The organism is Streptomyces marinisediminis, assembly GCF_026262575.1.
GTDB classification, from domain to species: domain Bacteria; phylum Actinomycetota; class Actinomycetes; order Streptomycetales; family Streptomycetaceae; genus Streptomyces; species Streptomyces marinisediminis.
In genome coordinates this window covers 43,382-59,519 of the sequence record NZ_JAPKFL010000014.1, presented here as the reverse complement: position 1 = coordinate 59,519, position 16,138 = coordinate 43,382, and the positions used below count along the sequence as shown (strand labels likewise).

Annotated in this window: 12 protein-coding genes and 2 tRNA genes; 12 read left to right on the top strand and 2 right to left on the bottom strand. The window is 76.0% G+C overall.

The window, feature by feature from the left end; all coding sequences use genetic code 11:
• The first annotated feature begins 46 nt into the window (after nt 1–46).
• The 10 genes from rsfS to OSB71_RS13445 all read left to right on the top strand — a co-directional run bounded on the left by rsfS (nt 47) and on the right by OSB71_RS13445 (nt 11,871).
• Complete coding sequence (gene rsfS, locus OSB71_RS13490) at nt 47–502, top strand: ribosome silencing factor (RefSeq protein ID WP_265947947.1); 456 nt, start codon at nt 47–49, stop codon at nt 500–502.
• A complete protein-coding gene (locus OSB71_RS13485; RefSeq protein ID WP_265947945.1) occupies nt 502–1,137 on the top strand; it encodes a histidine phosphatase family protein in 636 nt (211 codons plus the stop codon). Before rsfS ends, OSB71_RS13485 begins: the two co-directional genes overlap by 1 nt.
• A gap of 112 nt (nt 1,138–1,249) precedes the next feature.
• Nucleotides 1,250–1,322, top strand: a tRNA-Ala gene (locus OSB71_RS13480).
• Nucleotides 1,323–1,582: 260 nt separating this feature from the next.
• A complete protein-coding gene (locus tag OSB71_RS13475; RefSeq protein ID WP_265947943.1) occupies nt 1,583–1,816 on the top strand; it encodes a hypothetical protein in 234 nt (77 codons plus the stop codon).
• 111 nt (nt 1,817–1,927) lie between these two features.
• A tRNA-Ala gene (locus OSB71_RS13470) sits at nt 1,928–2,000 on the top strand.
• Between the two features lie 552 nt (nt 2,001–2,552).
• Nucleotides 2,553–5,426, top strand: a complete 2,874-nt coding sequence (leuS, locus tag OSB71_RS13465; protein WP_265947941.1) for a leucine--tRNA ligase — start codon at nt 2,553–2,555, stop codon at nt 5,424–5,426.
• Nucleotides 5,427–5,558: 132 nt separating this feature from the next.
• Nucleotides 5,559–6,335 (top strand): hypothetical protein, encoded by a 777-nt coding sequence (locus tag OSB71_RS13460; protein ID WP_265947939.1) that lies wholly within the window; start codon nt 5,559–5,561, stop codon nt 6,333–6,335.
• Between the two features lie 81 nt (nt 6,336–6,416).
• A complete protein-coding gene (locus tag OSB71_RS13455) occupies nt 6,417–7,262 on the top strand; it encodes a DegV family protein (protein ID WP_265947937.1) in 846 nt (281 codons plus the stop codon).
• Between the two features lie 1,310 nt (nt 7,263–8,572).
• Nucleotides 8,573–9,391 carry a ComEA family DNA-binding protein gene (locus tag OSB71_RS13450; RefSeq protein WP_265947935.1) on the top strand — a complete coding sequence of 273 codons (819 nt, stop codon included), beginning with the start codon at nt 8,573–8,575 and terminating at the stop codon, nt 9,389–9,391.
• A complete protein-coding gene (locus tag OSB71_RS13445; RefSeq protein ID WP_323055282.1) occupies nt 9,388–11,871 on the top strand; it encodes a ComEC/Rec2 family competence protein in 2,484 nt (827 codons plus the stop codon). Before OSB71_RS13450 ends, OSB71_RS13445 begins: the two co-directional genes overlap by 4 nt.
• A 13-nt stretch (nt 11,872–11,884) precedes the next feature.
• Here the strand turns inward: OSB71_RS13445 and holA are convergent, their stop codons facing one another.
• Nucleotides 11,885–12,877, bottom strand: a complete 993-nt coding sequence (gene holA, locus OSB71_RS13440; RefSeq protein WP_265947933.1) for a DNA polymerase III subunit delta — start codon at nt 12,875–12,877, stop codon at nt 11,885–11,887.
• A 308-nt stretch (nt 12,878–13,185) separates the two neighbouring features.
• Here holA and OSB71_RS13435 point away from each other — a divergent pair, with 308 nt between their 5' ends.
• Together OSB71_RS13435 and OSB71_RS13430 are read left to right on the top strand one after the other, a co-directional pair.
• Nucleotides 13,186–13,431, top strand: coding sequence for a hypothetical protein (locus OSB71_RS13435; RefSeq protein WP_265947931.1), 246 nt, complete (start codon nt 13,186–13,188; stop codon nt 13,429–13,431).
• Nucleotides 13,432–13,524: 93 nt separating this feature from the next.
• Nucleotides 13,525–13,998 carry a pyridoxamine 5'-phosphate oxidase family protein gene (locus OSB71_RS13430; RefSeq protein WP_265947929.1) on the top strand — a complete coding sequence of 158 codons (474 nt, stop codon included), beginning with the start codon at nt 13,525–13,527 and terminating at the stop codon, nt 13,996–13,998.
• 76 nt (nt 13,999–14,074) lie between these two features.
• Here OSB71_RS13430 and OSB71_RS13425 read toward each other — a convergent pair whose 3' ends face one another.
• Nucleotides 14,075–15,967, bottom strand: coding sequence for an AMP-dependent synthetase/ligase (locus OSB71_RS13425; protein ID WP_265947927.1), 1,893 nt, complete (start codon nt 15,965–15,967; stop codon nt 14,075–14,077).
• Nucleotides 15,968–16,138 lie beyond the last annotated feature (171 nt).

Below are 16,138 nucleotides of genomic sequence, written 5' to 3'. Positions count from 1 at the left end.
TGGGGGGGTCATGTTCTCCGTGCCCGCCGACCGAAAGCCTTCGCCTGTGACCGCCACCGACCGCTCCCGTGAGCTGATCAACGCCGCCGCCCAGGCGGCGGCCGACAAGCTCGCCCACGACGTCGTCGCCTACGACGTCAGCGACGTGCTCTCCATCACCGACGCCTTCCTGCTCGCCTCGGCGCCCAACGACCGACAGGTGAAGTCGATCGTGGACGGGATCGAGGAGCGGCTGCTCAAGGAGCTGAAGGCCAAGCCCGTCCGCCGGGAGGGCGAACGCGACGGCCGCTGGGTGCTGCTCGACTACGTCGACGTCGTCGTGCACGTGCAGCACCAGGAGGAGCGCGTCTTCTACGCGCTGGAGCGGCTGTGGAAGGACTGCCCCGAACTCGATCTCCCCGAGGACGCCAAGGCCACCCGCGCCAAGGACGGCGGCCCGGGTGACGCCGCCACCGACGCCACCGACGCCGCCGCAGAGCCCGAACCGGGGGAGCGGGCCTGATGCGAGGTCGCAAGATCGTCCTGTGGCGGCACGGGCAGACGTCGTGGAACCTGGAGCGCCGCTTCCAGGGCACCACCGACATCCCGCTGACGACCGAGGGACTGAACCAGGCGCGCCGGGCCGCCCGCCTGCTGGCCGCGCTGCGGCCCGACGCGATCCTGGCCTCGGACCTGACCAGGGCCCGCGCCACCGCCGCCGAGCTGGCCGCGCTGACCGGGCTGGAAGTGCGGCACGACGAGGGGCTGCGCGAGACCTACGCCGGCCGCTGGCAGGGCCTGACCCACGAGGAGATCGTGGAGCGCTACGGCGAGCAGTACGCGGCCTGGAAGCGCGGCGAACCGGTGCGGCGCGGCGGCGGGGAGCTGGAGAGCGAGGTCGCCGAGCGGGCGGCCCCCGTGGTCGAGCGCAGCGCGGACAAGCTGCCGGACGGCGGCACGCTCGTCGTCGTCAGTCACGGCGGCACCATCCGCACCACCATCGGGCGGCTGATCGGCCTGGCCCCGACCTCCTGGGAGGCGCTGGGCGGGCTGTCGAACTGCTCCTGGTCCGTGCTGGGCGAGAGCCTGCGCGGCTGGCGGCTGCTGGAGCACAACGCGGGCAGCCTGCCGGAGCCGGTGCTCGGCGACGACGACTGACGGCGCGGGCCGCGGGTGACCGCCCGGGCGGATTTCGTGTTCGGGCAGGTCACCAGGTACAGTTCTTCTCGTTCACGGCGCGGCCGACACCGGTTCGGAAAGCCAGTGACACGGGGCTATAGCTCAGTTGGTAGAGCGCTTGCATGGCATGCAAGAGGTCAGGAGTTCGATTCTCCTTAGCTCCACAGTGACGAGGGCGATCTCGCTCCGCGGCAGCGCGGTGCGGGGTCGCCCTCGGCGTGTGTCGCCCGCTCGTGGTCTGCTGCACACGGCGGGGACGTGGCAGAATTCCGCGCAGCAGGGGGAACAGCCCGAAAGGGGAGGGACGCCGCGGTGCCCAGGCGCATCCACCGCTCACGCGAGGGCCAGCTCGCTTCCACGCAGACCATAACCCCGCCCGCGCCGACCCGGGCCGTGGCCACAGCCGAGGCGGGTGGGAACTGACGTGGGCGCACACAGCAGGAAGTGCGACTGGTGCGGCAGCGGCACGCCCATCGTGCGCGACATGGAGCCCCTGAACGCGCGCTACCAGTACTGGTGCGTGGAGTGCGCGCGGGCGCTCATCATCGTCGGCGACCCGATCGAGACGTACCGGGAGCTGGAGGGCGAGCCCATCTACGGCCGTCTGCTGGAAGAGCACTGCACGCTCAAGCGGTTCTACTCGTTCGTGACGGTCTGAGGGCGGCCGGTCGCCCGGGTCCGCCCGGCCGGGAACGGATTTGGCAAGCCGTGTGCCGGGCCGTGTAGAGTAGGCGACGCCGCCGCGGGGGAAACCCGCGGGGGACCACCCGGGGCTATAGCTCAGTTGGTAGAGCGCTTGCATGGCATGCAAGAGGTCAGGAGTTCGATTCTCCTTAGCTCCACCGGGTACGAGGGCGAAGTGCACCGCGCCAGGCGCGAGCACTTCGCCCTCGTCCGTTTCCCGCTGTACTCCGCCCGCGCGGTGCCGCTCCTTTCACCCGCGCGGTGGGCCGCCCCGCGGTCCTGGTCGCGCCCACCCGGTGCGGCGGCGCGCGGCACCGGCCGGGGACCGCGGGCCCTCCGCGCCGGTGGCGCACCGGTCCCTCCCGCACCGGTCCCTCCCGCTCCGGGGCCCGCCACGGTGCGGTCCGGGACCGCCGCGCCGCGCTCCGGGGGCTCGTGCGGCGTGCCGTCCCTCCCGCTTCCCGGCGTCCCCGCGTCCCGGTTCGCGGCCTGGCGAGCCGCGCCCCTCCGGACGCCGGAACCCCGTCGCACCCGGCCGAGTGCCGTGCACCGCTTGCGCTACCCTGACCCCATGCGTGCCGTACGCCTTCTGCTTGGCCGGCCGCGCTGAGTCCGGCCCCTTCGCGGGCCGACCGCGCGGCTACCCCCTCCTGACGTGAGGGGATTTTTCATTTCGGCAGGCAGAGACGAGACGATGGAGCCCTGAGGACATGAGCCAGACCACCCCGACCGCCCCCGAGAACGCGGCCCCCCATCGCTACACGGCCGCCCTGGCAGCCGACATCGAGGCGCGGTGGCAGGACTTCTGGGAGCGGCACGGCACGTACCAGGCGCCCAACCCGACCGGCGACCTGGCCGGCGACCCGGAGCTGGCGGCCCGTCCGAAGCAGTTCATCATGGACATGTTCCCCTACCCGTCCGGCGCCGGGCTGCACGTCGGGCATCCGCTGGGGTACATCGCCACCGACGTCTTCGCCCGCTTCCAGCGGATGACCGGGCACAACGTCCTGCACACCCTGGGCTTCGACGCCTTCGGCCTGCCCGCCGAGCAGTACGCCGTGCAGACGGGCACGCACCCGCGCACGTCCACCGAGGCGAACATCGTCAACATGAAGGCGCAACTGCGCCGCCTCGGGCTGGGGCACGACCAGCGCCGGTCCTTCGCCACGATCGACCCCGGCTACTACCGGTGGACCCAGTGGATCTTCCTGCAGATCTTCAACTCCTGGTACGACGAGGACGCCGGGCGCGCGCGTCCCGTCGACGACCTGGTCAAGCAGTTCGAGAGCGGTGAGCGGCCCACGCCCGGGGACCGGGCCCCGTGGGCGGAGCTGGACGCCGCCGGGCGCGCCGACCTGCTGGGCGAGTACCGGCTGGCCTACGCCTCCGACGCGCCGGTCAACTGGTGCCCGGGCCTGGGCACCGTGCTGGCCAACGAGGAGGTCACCGCCGACGGGCGCTCCGAGCGCGGCAACTTCCCCGTGTACAAGGCGAAGCTGCGGCAGTGGAACATGCGCATCACCGCCTACGCCGAACGCCTGCTGAACGACCTGGACGGCCTGGACTGGCCGGAGGCCATCAAGCTCCAGCAGCGCAACTGGATCGGACGCAGCGAGGGCGCCCGGGTCGACTTCCCGGTCGGCGACGCGGGCCGGAAGATCACCGTCTTCACCACCCGCCAGGACACCCTGTTCGGCGCCACCTACATGGTGTTGGCGCCCGAGCACCCGCTGGTCGGCGAGGTGGTGCCGCCGTCCTGGCCCGAGGGCACCCGCCCCGCGTGGACCGGCGGCCACGCCACGCCCGCCGAGGCCGTCGCGGCCTACCGCGCCCAGGCGGCGGCCAAGTCGGACGTCGAGCGGCAGGCCGACGCCAAGGACAAGACCGGCGTCTTCACCGGCGTGTACGCCACCAACCCGGTCAGCGGCGAGCGCGTGCCCGTGTTCATCGCCGACTACGTGCTGATGGGCTACGGCACCGGCGCCATCATGGCCGTCCCCGCCCACGACGGCCGCGACTTCGCCTTCGCCCGCGCCTTCGAGCTGCCGATCCGCTGCGTCGTCGAGCCCACGGACGGACGCGGCACGGACACCGCCGCCTGGACGGACGCCTTCGACTCCCACGAGGCGAAGCTGGTCAACTCCCGTGGCGAGGACGTCTCGCTGGACGGGCTGGCCGTGCCCGACGCCAAGGCGGAGATCACCCGGTGGCTGGCCGAGCGCGGCATCGGTGAGGGCACCGTCAACTACCGGCTGCGCGACTGGCTGTTCAGCCGCCAGCGCTACTGGGGCGAGCCGTTCCCGATCGTCTACGACGAGGACGGCATCGCGCACCCCCTGCCGGAGTCGATGCTGCCGCTGGAGCTGCCGGAGGTGGAGGACTACGCGCCCCGCACCTTCGACCCCGAGGACGCCGACACCTCACCGGAGACGCCCCTGTCCCGCAACGAGGACTGGGTCAACGTCACCCTGGACCTGGGCGACGGTCCCCGGCGCTACCGGCGCGAGACCAACACCATGCCCAACTGGGCCGGTTCCTGCTGGTACGAACTGCGCTACCTGGACCCGCACAACGACCGCCGGCTGGTGGACCCGGAGATCGAGCGCTACTGGATGGGCCCGCGCGAGGGCGCGCCCCACGGCGGTGTGGACCTGTACGTCGGCGGCGCCGAGCACGCCGTGCTGCACCTGCTGTACGCCCGCTTCTGGTCGAAGGTGCTGTTCGACCTGGGGCACGTCTCCTCCCGCGAGCCCTTCCACAAGCTCTACAACCAGGGCATGATCCAGGCCTACGTCTACCGGGACTCCCGCGGCTTCCCGGTGCCCGCCGCCGAGGTCGAGGAGCGCGACGGCGTCTTCCGGCACGACGGCCGGCCCGTCACGCGGGAGCTGGGCAAGATGGGCAAGTCCCTGAAGAACGCCGTCACCCCGGACGAGATCTGCACCGACTACGGTGCCGACACGCTGCGCCTGTACGAGCTGGCCATGGGCCCGCTGGACGTCTCCCGGCCCTGGGACGCGCGGGCCGTCGTCGGGCAGTACCGGCTGCTGCAACGGCTGTGGCGCAACGTGGTGGACGAGGCGAGCGGGGCGGTCACCGTCGTCGACGAGGAGCCGGACGAGGAGACCCTGCGCGTGCTGCACAAGGCGATCGACGGTGTCACCCAGGACATGGCGAACCTGCGGTTCAACACCGCCATCGCCAAGATCACCGAGCTGAACAACCACGTCACCAAGGTGCGCCGGGTGCCGCGCCGGGTAGCCGAGGCGGCGGTGCTGCTGATCGCGCCGCTGGCTCCGCACATCGCCGAGGAGCTGTGGCGCCGGCTGGGCCACGAGGACAGCGTCGTGCACCACCCCTTCCCCGTCGCCGACCCGGCGTACGTCGTCGACGAGACGGTGACCTGCGTGGTGCAGGTCAAGGGCAAGGTGCGGGCCCGGCTGGAGGTCGCGCCCGGTGTGCCGGAGGCGGAGCTGGAGGCGCTGGCGCTGGCCGAGCCGGCCGTCGTCGCGGCCCTGGGCGGCGCGGGCGTGCGCAAGGTGATCGTCCGCGCGCCGAAGCTGGTCAACATCGTCCCCGCGTAGGGGACGGCCCGGCGCGGACCGCCCCCTACGGGGCGGGCTGCGGGGGCGGTCGGGGTCCGAGGCCCCGCCCACCGCGCCCGCAGCCCTTACGCTGGGAAGGACGGACGGCAGGCGACGGACGGAGGCGGTCCCATGGAGTTCGCTGCGGCGGTGGGAGCACTGCTGCTCCTGCTCTTCGTGACGCTCGGCGTGATCGCGACGACCAAGGCCGTGCGCGCCGTGGGCCGGGGCATGGAGCGCGCGAGCGCCGAGGTGCGCCGCACGGTCGACACCACGGCCCTGCGCGCCCGCTCCGCCCGGTTCGGGCCCGTCGGGGAGCTGGCCCGCACCCGGCTCGAACTGCGCACGTCCATCGACAGCACCCGCAAGGAGCTGGCCGCCGCCCGCACCGGCGACGCGTCGCTCGAGGAGGCCATCGGCCTGCTCGACCGGCTGCACGAGCACGCGCGCGTGCTCGACCGGGAGATGGGCGCGCTGATGGACCACGAGCCGGACCGCGCCCGCGTCGCCGCCCGCCTGCCCGAGCTGCGCGAGCGGACCGCCGAGATCCGGCACTCCGCCGACTCGCTGCGCTTCGCCGCGCAGGACCGGGCCCGCCGCCACCACGCGGACGAACTGGACGGCCTGCGCGAGCAGATCGCCCTGGAGTCCGGCGCCCTGCGCCACTGGGACCCGCCGCAGGGCGCCCCCACCGACGGCGCCCCCGGCGTGCCGCCGGGCGGGCCCGTGGGGGGACTCGCGGGCGGCCCGGCGGGCGGACCGGTGGCCGCGCCGGGGCCCGGGCACGGGCCGGTGCCCGGAGCGGCGCACGGGTCGGGGCCGGGGCAGCCGGGCGGCGGCCTGCGACCGCCGCGGCCCGGTGAGGGGCTGGGCCTGCGGAAAGACGCCCCGCCGCACAACGCCACCTGAGGCACGGCCCTGGCGTGGCTCCACGCCCGGCCGCGACGTGCGGCTTCAGCCGTCAGCGGGCGACCCAGTAGTCTCCCGGCCATGGCCCGACACGTCGCGATCATCACCGACTCCACGGCGTACCTCCCACCGGAGGCGCTGCGTCGGCACCGCATCACGTCGGTGCCGCTGACGGTCGTGGTCGACGGCGAGCCGCTGGAGGAGGGCCACGAGATCTCGGCCCGCTCGCTCGCCGACGCACTGCGCAGGCACCGGCCCGTGACCACGTCCCGGCCCAGCCCGAGCGTGTTCGCGGACGCCTACCGGCAGGCCGCGGCGGCCGGGGCCGAAGGCGTGGTCTCCCTGCACCTGTCCGCCGAGTTCTCCGGCACCTACGACGCCGCCTTGCTGGCCGCAGCCGACGCCCCGGTGCCGGTGCGGGTGGTGGACTCCCGGATGGTCGGCATGGCGCTCGGGTTCTGCGCGCTGGCGGCCGCCGACGCGGTGGCGGCGGGCGGCTCCCTGGACGACGCGGTGGCGGCCGCCGAGAAGCGGGCCGAGGGCACCGCGGCGTTCTTCTACGTCGACACGCTGGAACACCTGCGCCGCGGCGGCCGCATCGGCGCCGCCCAGGCCCTGCTGGGCTCGGCGCTGGCCGTCAAGCCGCTGCTGGAGCTGGCGGACGGGCGGATCGGGCCGCTGGAGAAGGTCCGCACCGCGAGCCGGGCGATCGCACGGCTGGAGGAGCTGGCCGTGGTGCGCGCCGGGAGCGGGCCGGTGGACGTGGCGGTGCACCACCTGGCGGCGGCCGAGCGCGCCGAGCAGCTCGCGGAGCGGCTGCGGCAGCGCGTGCCGGGGCTGGTCGGACTCCACGTCAGCGAGGTCGGCGCCGTCATCGGCGCGCACACCGGGCCCGGGCTCCTGGCGACGGTGGTCAGCGCGCGCTGACGGACCGGGTGACACGGGCGTCGAGCGCGCCCCGGTTCCGCCCCCGTCGGCCACGCGCCGAGCGCCCGGCCGGTCCGCCGGCCGGGGCCGACAGCCGGGGCCGACAGCCGGGGCCGGCGGCCGCTTCGGCGTCGGGTGAGCTCGCTGACCGGGCCTCTTGGCCGGCTCTGCGGGCCGGGCCTGCTGACCGGGTGCCTGGGCGGGTGGGCTGACCGGGGTGACGGGCGGGCGTGCTCAGCGCCGGTCGCCGGGTCGACTGGCCGTGGGTCCCTGGCGCGTGCGGGGGCCGGGCCGGCCCGGGTTGCTGGCCGGTTCAGTCCGCCCGGGCCCGCCGACGGGGGTCGTCGCCCCTCGTGTGGGTGACCGAGTTGTCCACAACCGGCCGGTTGTCCACCGGAAATCGGCTCGTCCACCGAAGTGCCCGGGGAGTTTCTACCGTCGGGCGCATGACTCCTCGTACGCGCACCGAGACGACCGCACCCGGACGCCGGGCAGGCGGTGCCCGTCCCCGCTCCGGCCGAGCCACCGCCCGCGCGGCGGCCTCCCGAGCCCGCGCCACCGCGCTGCTGGCCGGGCCACGGGCGCAGCCTGGCCAGTTGGCGCTGTCCTGGCCCGGCCTGCCGAGCCCGCCGCCGGGGCCGGAGCCCCGCTCGGCCCGGCAGGAGGCCATCGAGGCGGCGCGTGCGGCGGTACGGCGCAGCCGTGCCGCCCGGCGGCCGGAGGCCCCGGCAGGCGCACCGCCGCCCAGCTCCCCGGCATCCCGATCCCTGCCACCGGTGCCCGAACCACTCGCCGACGGGACGCCACGCCCGTACCCGCAACCGCCTGACGACCCGTGGTCCGCGACGCGCACGCGCCCGGCGGCGCGGGAGCCGTCAGCCCCCGGCGTGCCGACGGCGGGTCGCGAGCCCCTGGCCGCCCGGGCGTCGGCGGGCGAGCCGAGTCCGTTCGAGGGCGCGGCGTCGGCGGGGGCGCGCGGGCTGCCGGGAGACCCGGCGCCGGACGATGGGTCCTGGGCGTTCACGAGCGTTGAGTCGCCGGGTGAGCCCGGGGCGTTCGTGCGCGCCGGTTCGAGCCCCGGGCGGGCGCCGTCCCGGGCCCCGGCGTCGGGACGGAGGCGGGGGCTGGCCGATCGACCGACCACGGGCGAGGAACGCGGGTCGTCCGTGGGCGCGGCGGCGGTGGGGGAGCCGGAACGGTCCGCGGGCGCGGTGTCGGCGGGGGAGCGGGCGTCGCCCCGGTACTCGGGGTCCGGAGAGCAGGTCGGGGCACGGGGCCGTCGTGCGTCGGACGGGGAGCGTGGGGCACTGGTGAGCTCGGCGTCGGACGGGGAGCGTGAGGCGCCCGGAGACCCGGCGCCCGGGGGCGAACCGGAGTCGGCGCGGGGCGCGGTGCACGGAGGCGGCTGGGAGTCGGCGCGGGGCGCGGCGGGCGCGGGGGAGTCGGCGGCGCGCACGGGGGAGGGGGCGTCGGCGGTGGCCCGGTGGCGGGCGCGGGTGCCGGTGTGGGTGCACAGCCGGTGCGCCGTGGAGCCCAGGAGCCTGGTGGCGTTGCTCGGCGTCCTCCTCGCGGCCGCCGGGTTCGCGGGGTACCAGTGGTGGGACGGGCGGCCGGAGCCCGTCGCCGCACCACCGGCGGCGATCCGGGAGGCGGCGGCGCCCGAACCCGGGCCACGCGCTTCTCCGGCGCCACGCGCCGACCAGGTCCATGTCCTGGTCGACGTGGCCGGCCGGGTACGGGAGCCGGGCGTGCACCGGCTGGTGGCCGGAGCCCGGGTGGCCGACGCGCTGGCGGCGGCTGGCGGCGTCGAGCCGGGTGCCGACACGGTCGGGCTCAACCGCGCCCGCGTGCTGACCGACGGCGAGCACCTCCTCGTCGACGTCACCCCGCCGCCCGGCGCCCCACCGGCCCTGGGGGCGCCGGGCGGCAAAGAGCCCGGCCCCGTGAGCCTCAACACCGCCACCGCCGCCCAGCTCGACACGCTGCCCGGGATCGGGCCCGTGCTGGCCCAGGCGATCGTCGACCACCGCACCGAGCAGGGCGGCTTCCGCTCGGTCGACCAGTTGCGGGAGGTGCGGGGCATCGGTGAGAGCCGGTTCGCCGAGCTGGAATCCCGTGTCACGCCGTGACGGGCGCGCCGTCCCGCCCGGCGGTGCGCCGGGCGGTGGCGCACCGGCTCTCCGGCCACCGGCTCGGGGCGGCCGACCCCCGCCAGGAGGGCCCGCCGGACCTGCGGCTCCTGCCGCCCGCCGGGGCCGCCTGGGCCGCGGCGGCACTCGCCCTGGGTGCCCCGCTCCGCGGGGTGGCCGTCGGGGTGGGAAGCTGCTGCCTGCTCGCGCTCGCGCTGTACGGCCTCGCGCGCCGCCCGCGCGCCCGGGGGCGGCGCGCGGGCGGCCTGCTCGTCGCCGCCGCGCTCGGCCTGCTGTGCGCCGCGGCCGGGGGCACGGTGGCGGGCACGCACACCGCGGGTGTGCGGAGCGGGCCGCTGGCCCAGGCCGCCGAGCGGCACGCGCACGTCACCGTGGAGGTCACACTCACCGGCGACCCCCGGCTGGCCCGGCCGCGGCCGGACGGCGGCCCGCGCCCGGTGGTCCTGCCCGCGGACGCCACCCGGGTCACCACCTCCGACGGGCGTTCCACGGCCGTGGACAGCCCCGTGCTGGTCGTCACGCCCACGGCCGGTCCACGGCCGTGGCTCGCGCTGCTGCCCTCCACCCGACTGCTCCTGGCGGCGCGGGCGGCCCCGCCCCAGCCCGGGCAGGCCGGTACCCTCACCGCCGTCCTGCGCCCCTCGGGAGGCGAGCCGCCCCGGGTGACCGCGCCGCCGACCGCCGTCCACCGGTGGGCCGGGGAGCTGCGGGCGGACCTGCGCGCGGCCACGGACGGACTGCACCCCGACGCCCGGGCCCTGCTGCCCGCGCTCGTCATCGGGGACGCCTCCCGCATCCCGGCCGAGCTGGCGCGGGCGGTGGAGGCCGCCGACATGACCCACATGATCGTCGTCAGCGGCAGTCAGCTCGCCATCGTCCTGGCCGTGCTCATCGGCTCCCCGGGTACGGCCTCGCGCGCCGAACGCGGCGGCCTGGCCGGGCGCCTCGGGCTGCCGCTGCGCGCCACCGCCGTGCTGGGCAGCGGGCTGATCCTGGCCTTCGTCACCGTGTGCCGTCCCGAGCCCAGCGTGCTGCGGGCGGCCGTCTGCGGCGGGTTGACGCTCCTGGCCATCGCCACCGGCAGACGCCGTTCCCTGCTGCCCGCGCTGGCGGCCGCCGCGCTCCTGCTCGTCCTGCACGACCCCGCGCTGGCGCGCTCCTTCGGCTTCCTGCTGTCCGTCCTGGCCACCGGGGCGCTGCTGACGATCGCGCCCCGGTGGAGCCGTGCGCTGCGCCGCCGGTCCGTCCCGGCCCGGATGGCCGAGGCCCTCGCGGTCGCGGGCGCCACCCAGGTGGTGTGCGCGCCGGTGGTGGCGGTGTTCGCCGCCCGGGTCAGCCTGGTGGGCGTGCCGTGCAACCTGGCGGCCGAGCTGGCGCTCGCCCCGGTGACGGTGCTGGGCTGGGCGGCGCTGGTCGCGACGCCGGTGGCGATACCGGTGGCCGAGGGGCTGCTGTGGCTCGCGAGCTGGCCGGCCCGCTGGATCGCCTTGGTGGCCCGCACCGGCGCGGGGCTGCCCGGGGCGGAACTGGGCTGGCCGGGCGGATGGTACGGGGCCGCGTTGCTGGCCGCGGCGACGGTGCTCGTGCTCGCCGTGGCCCGGCGGGCGCTCACCCGGCCGTGGCTCGCGGCGGCCGGTGCGCTGCTCCTCGTCCTCGCCCTGCTCCGGCCCGCTCCGCTCACCCGCGTCCTGACCGGCTGGCCCCCGCCCGGCTGGCGGCTGGCCGTGTGCGACGTGGGCCAGGGCGACGGGCTGGTGGCCGCCGCGGGCCCGGGCACCGCGCTGGTCGTGGACGCGGGCCCGGACCCGGCCCTGATGGACGCGTGCCTGCGCCGCCTGGGGGTCGAGCGCGTCGCCCTGGTCGTGCTCACCCACTTCCACGCCGACCACGTGCGCGGCCTGCCCGGGGTGCTGCGGGGGCGGGCCGTCGGCGCCGTGCAGGTCACCGCGGGCGCCGACGACGGCGGCCAGGCGGCGTTCGTCCGCCGCGTCGCGTCGGCCGCGGGCGTGCCGCTGCTGGCCGCCCGCCCCGGCGAGCGCCGGAGCCTGGGTGACGGGCTGCGCTGGGAGGTGCTGTGGCCGCCCACCGGCGCGGCCGGGCTGGGCACCAACGACGCCAGCGTGACCCTGCTGCTCCGCACGGCGGGGCTGACCGTGTTCCTCCCCGGCGACCTGGAACCGGCGGCCCAGCGGGGTCTGCTGGCGCGCCACCCCGCGCTGCCCGCGGTGGACGTCCTCAAGGTCGCCCACCACGGCTCCGCGCACCAGCACCCGGCGCTGCTCGACCGGCTGGCTCCCCGCGTCGCCCTCGTGAGCTGCGGCGAGGGCAACGACTACGGCCACCCCGCCCCGTCCACGCTCGCCACCCTGCGGGCCGCCGGCGCGCGCGTCTTCCGCACCGACACCCACGGCGCGCTCGCCGTCGCCGCCGACGGCGCCGTGACCGCCTCGGGGCGGTGACAGGTGACCGGCCCTACCGCGAGCGGGCCGCCCGCGCGATCGTGACGACGGCCTTCTCCAGCGCGTACGCCGGGTCGTAGGCAGCGCCCTTGACGGCGGCGTCGGCCTCGGCGACGGCCCGCAGGGCCGCGGCCACCCCGTCCGCGCTCCAGCCGCGCATCTGCTGCCGCACCCGGTCCACCTTCCACGGCGGCATGCCCAGCTCCCGGGCCAGGTCGGCCGGGCGCATGCCGCCCGGGGCGGAGGCCAGCCTGCCGATCGCGCGCACCCCCTGGGCGAGCGCGCTGGTCACGAGCACCGGTGCCACGCCGGTGGCCAGCGCCCAGCGCAGCGTCTCCAGCGCCTCGGCGGCCCGGCCCTCCACCGCCCGGTCGGCCACGGCGAAGCTGGACGCCTCCGCCCGCCCGGTGTAGTAGCGGCCCACGACGGACGCGTCGATGGTGCCTTCCACGTCGGCGGTGAGCTGCGCGCAGGCGGAGGCCAGCTCCCGCAGGTCGCTGCCGATCGCGTCGACCAGCGCCTGGCTCGCCTCCGGGGTGGCCGAGCGGCCGTGGGCCCGGAACTCGCCGCGCACGAAGGCCAGCCGGTCCGCCGGCCTGGTCAGCTTGGCGCACGCCACCTCGCGGGCCCCCGCCTTGCGCGCCGCGTCCAGCAGCCCCCTGCCCTTCGCGCCGCCCGCGTGCGTGAGCACGAGGACGATCTCCTCGGCGGGAGCGGTGAGGTAGGCCTTGACGTCCTTGACCGTGTCCGCCGACAGGTCCTGCGCCTGCCGGACCACGACGACCTTGCGCTCGGCGAACAGCGACGGGCTGGTCAGCTCCGCCAGCGTCCCCGGCTGCAACTGGCCCGGGGCCAGGTCGCGCACGTCGGTGTCCGGGTCGGCGGCCCGGGCGGCGTCGATCACCTCGCGCACCGCGCGGTCGACCAGCAGCTCCTCCTGGCCGACCAGGAGGCTGCACGGCGCGAGCGGGTCCTGCGCGGCGGGCTTCTTCGCTTTCGGTGGCATCGCCGCCCAGCATCCCACGCCCCGCCGACACCCCCACCCCAGCGCCCACCCCGCCCCCGACCCCGGCCCGTTCCCCGGCCCCGACCCCGGTTCCGTTCCGGTCCGGTTCTGGTCCCCGCCCCGTCCCGCCTCGTGCCGGACCTGCCCCAGTCCCGCACAGTCTCCGGGTTCCGCACCCGCTCCGGTCTCCGCGCTACGGCGGCGCCGGGCGCACGGCGGCCACGTCCGGGCTCCGTACCCGCACCCACGCCCGCACCCACGCCCGCGCCCGTACCCGAGCTCGCGCCCGCGCCGTGCACAATGGCCCGGTGAACGACGGACACCACGTGCTGGTGCTGCCCGACCGGGACAGCGCCGAGGAGGTGGCGGAGGAGCTGGCCGCCACCCTCGACCCGCCGCACGAGCCCCAGCTCGTGCGGGACGCCCTCGCCGGTGAGGACGACGCCGAGGACGCCCAGTGGCTGGTCGTCGTGGCCGACCCGGACGCCCGGTACGACCCGGTCCGCCTGGAGGCACTGGCCACCCGGCGGGACGGCTGGCTCGAACGCGACTGAGCGCGTCCGCCGCCGCGCCCGGGGGCGTCCGCCCCGGGACCTACGCCCACGGCCCGATGCGCCGCACCCGCCCGGCTGGCTACCGTCCGGGGCATGACGAGTACAGCGAGCCCTCCGCCCCCGCCCCGCGACGGCGCGCAGCGCAGGAAGGACGCGCTGACGCGGCTGGAGCAGGACGTCGACCTGTGGGCCGCCACCGCCTCGCCGGACGGCACGCCGTGCATGGTGCCGCTGTCGTTCGCCTACGTCGGGGGCGCGGTGCTGCTGTGCACCCGACGCACCAACCCCACGGCGCGCAACCTGCTGGCCGGGGCGGGCCGGATCACGCTGGGCCTGGGGCACACGCGCGACGTCGTCCTGGTCGAAGCGGTCGCCGAGGCGGTGGAGGAGGCGGAGCTGCGGCCCGGCGAGGGTGAGGCGTTCGTCGCGCGCACCGGTGGCTGGGACCCGCGCGGGAACCCCGCGTGGCTGTTCTTCCGCTGCCATCCGCGCTCCCTGCGCACCTGGCGGGAGGAGAACGAGCTCGCGGGCCGGCTGCTGATGCGCGAGGGCGCCTGGCTGGTGTGACGGCGTTCCGGAACGGGCGGGCGGGGGCCGGTCACACCGGGCTCCCGGCCCCCACCCGCCCGTTCCGGGGCGTCGGCTACTGCTCCCGCGCCCCGGTGTACATCTCCTCCAGCAAGTGGCCGAACTCCCGCTCCACGACGGGGCGCTTGAGCTTGAGGCTGGGCGTCAGCTCGCCGTGCTCGACGTCCAGGTCGCGCGGCAGGATGCGGAACTGCTTGATCGTCTGCCAGCGCTGCAGCCCGGCGTTGAGCCGCTCGACGTACCCGCCGATCAGTTCGCGCACCTGCGGGGAGGCGACGACCTCGGCGTACTCCCGGCCGGCCATGCCGTGCTCCGCGGCCCAGCCCATGAGGGCGGCCTCGTCCAGCGCGATGAGGGCGGTGCAGTAGTTGCGGTCCGCGCCGTGCACCAGGATCGAGGACACGTACGGGCACACCGCCTTGAACTGGCCCTCGATCTCCGCCGGGGCGACGTACTTGCCGCCGGAGGTCTTGAACATGTCCTTCTTGCGGTCGGTGATGCGCAGGAAGCCGTCGTCGGACAGCTCCCCGATGTCGCCGGTGTGGAACCAGCCGTCGGACTCCAGCACCTCGTCCGTCTTCTCGGGCAGCCCGTGGTAGCCCTGCATGATGCCCGGCCCGCGCAGCAGGATCTCGCCGTCCTCGGCGACGCGCACCTCGCACCCCGGCAGCGGCTTGCCGACGGTGCCGGTGCGGTAGCCCTCGCCGGGGTTGCAGAAGCTGGCGGCGCTGGACTCGGTGAGCCCGTACCCCTCCAGGATGTGGATGCCCGCGCCGGCGAAGAAGTAGCCGATGTCGGGGGCGAGCGCGGCCGAGCCGGAGACGCAGGCCCGCAGCCGCCCGCCGAACGCCTCGCGCAGCTTGCCGTAGACGAGCTTGTCGGCCACGGCGTGCTTGATCCGCAGCCCCGCCGGGGCGGTGGCGCTGCCGGTGCGGCGGTAGTTGTCCTGGGTCGTCCTGGCGTACGCGCGGGCGACGTCGGCGGCCCACAGGAAGATCTTGTGCTTGGCGCCACCGCCCGCGCGCGCCTTGGCGGCGACCCCGTTGTAGACCTTCTCGAAGATGCGCGGTACGGCGGCCATGTACGTCGGCTGCACCACCGGCAGGTTCTCGATGATCTTGTCGACGCGCCCGTCGACGGCGGTGACGTGGCCGACCTCGATCTGGCCCGCGGTGAGCACCTTGCCGAAGACGTGCGCCAGCGGCAGCCACAGGTACTGCACGTCGTCCCGCTCCACCAGCCCCTGCGCCGCGATGGCCTTGCCCATGTAGGACCAGTTGTCGTGCGGCAGGCGCACGCCCTTGGGCTTGCCGGTGGTGCCGGAGGTGTAGATGAGGGTGGCGAGCTGGTCGGCGCGGAGCGCGGCCACCTTCTCCTTGACGGCCTGCGGGTGCTTCTCCAGGTACGCCTCGCCGCGCTGGATCAGCTCGTCCAGCGACAGCGCCCAGCCCTCGGGGTCGCCGTCCTCGGCCAGCGGGGCGCCGCCGGGGTCGATGACGACCACGTGGGCCAGCTCCGGCAGCTCGGCGCGCTGCCGGCGCGCCTTGGCGAGCTGGGTCGTGTCCTCGGCGATGAGGACGCGGCTGTCGGAGTCGGCGAGGATGTACGCGGTCTCCTCGGCGTTGGTGCTGGGGTACACCGTGGTCGTCGCGGCGCCGGCGCACAGCACGCCGAGGTCGCACAGGATCCAGTCCACCCGGGTGCCGGAGGCGATGGCCACCCGCTGCTCGGTCTCGATGCCGAGGTCCAGCAGCCCGGCGGCGATGGCGAACACGCGCCGCGCCGCCTCCGCCCAGGAGTAGGAGCGCCACTCGTCGGGCCCGGAGCCGGTGGCCGAGGGAACGGGATAGCGGTACGCCTCGCCGTCCGGAGTGGCTTCGATGCGCTCGAGGAAGAGCGCCGCCACGGAGGGCGGCCGGTTCTCGATCTGGGGTTGCGTGTCGCTCACGACATCCTCCGTGGCCCGCACGTTGCTGGGGGGTGACTCACGAGTAACTCAAGCGCGCTCAGACTAAGGGGCCGTGACCCCGGTATGTAAGGGGCCGCGGCCCCGGCAACGTTTTCGTTACTCCCCGGTTCCGCTCCGGGCCGCCGGACCGGGCGGCGAGCGGCGGAGCGG

Coding starts and splice junctions, on each gene's coding strand:
- OSB71_RS13485 (WP_265947945.1), top strand. CDS start 502: ATGCGAGGTCGCAAGATCGTCCTGTGGCGGCACGGGCAGACGTCGTGG.
- leuS (WP_265947941.1), top strand. CDS start 2,553: ATGAGCCAGACCACCCCGACCGCCCCCGAGAACGCGGCCCCCCATCGC.
- OSB71_RS13460 (WP_265947939.1), top strand. CDS start 5,559: ATGGAGTTCGCTGCGGCGGTGGGAGCACTGCTGCTCCTGCTCTTCGTG.
- OSB71_RS13455 (WP_265947937.1), top strand. CDS start 6,417: ATGGCCCGACACGTCGCGATCATCACCGACTCCACGGCGTACCTCCCA.
- holA (WP_265947933.1), bottom strand. CDS start 12,877: ATGCCACCGAAAGCGAAGAAGCCCGCCGCGCAGGACCCGCTCGCGCCG.
- OSB71_RS13430 (WP_265947929.1), top strand. CDS start 13,525: ATGACGAGTACAGCGAGCCCTCCGCCCCCGCCCCGCGACGGCGCGCAG.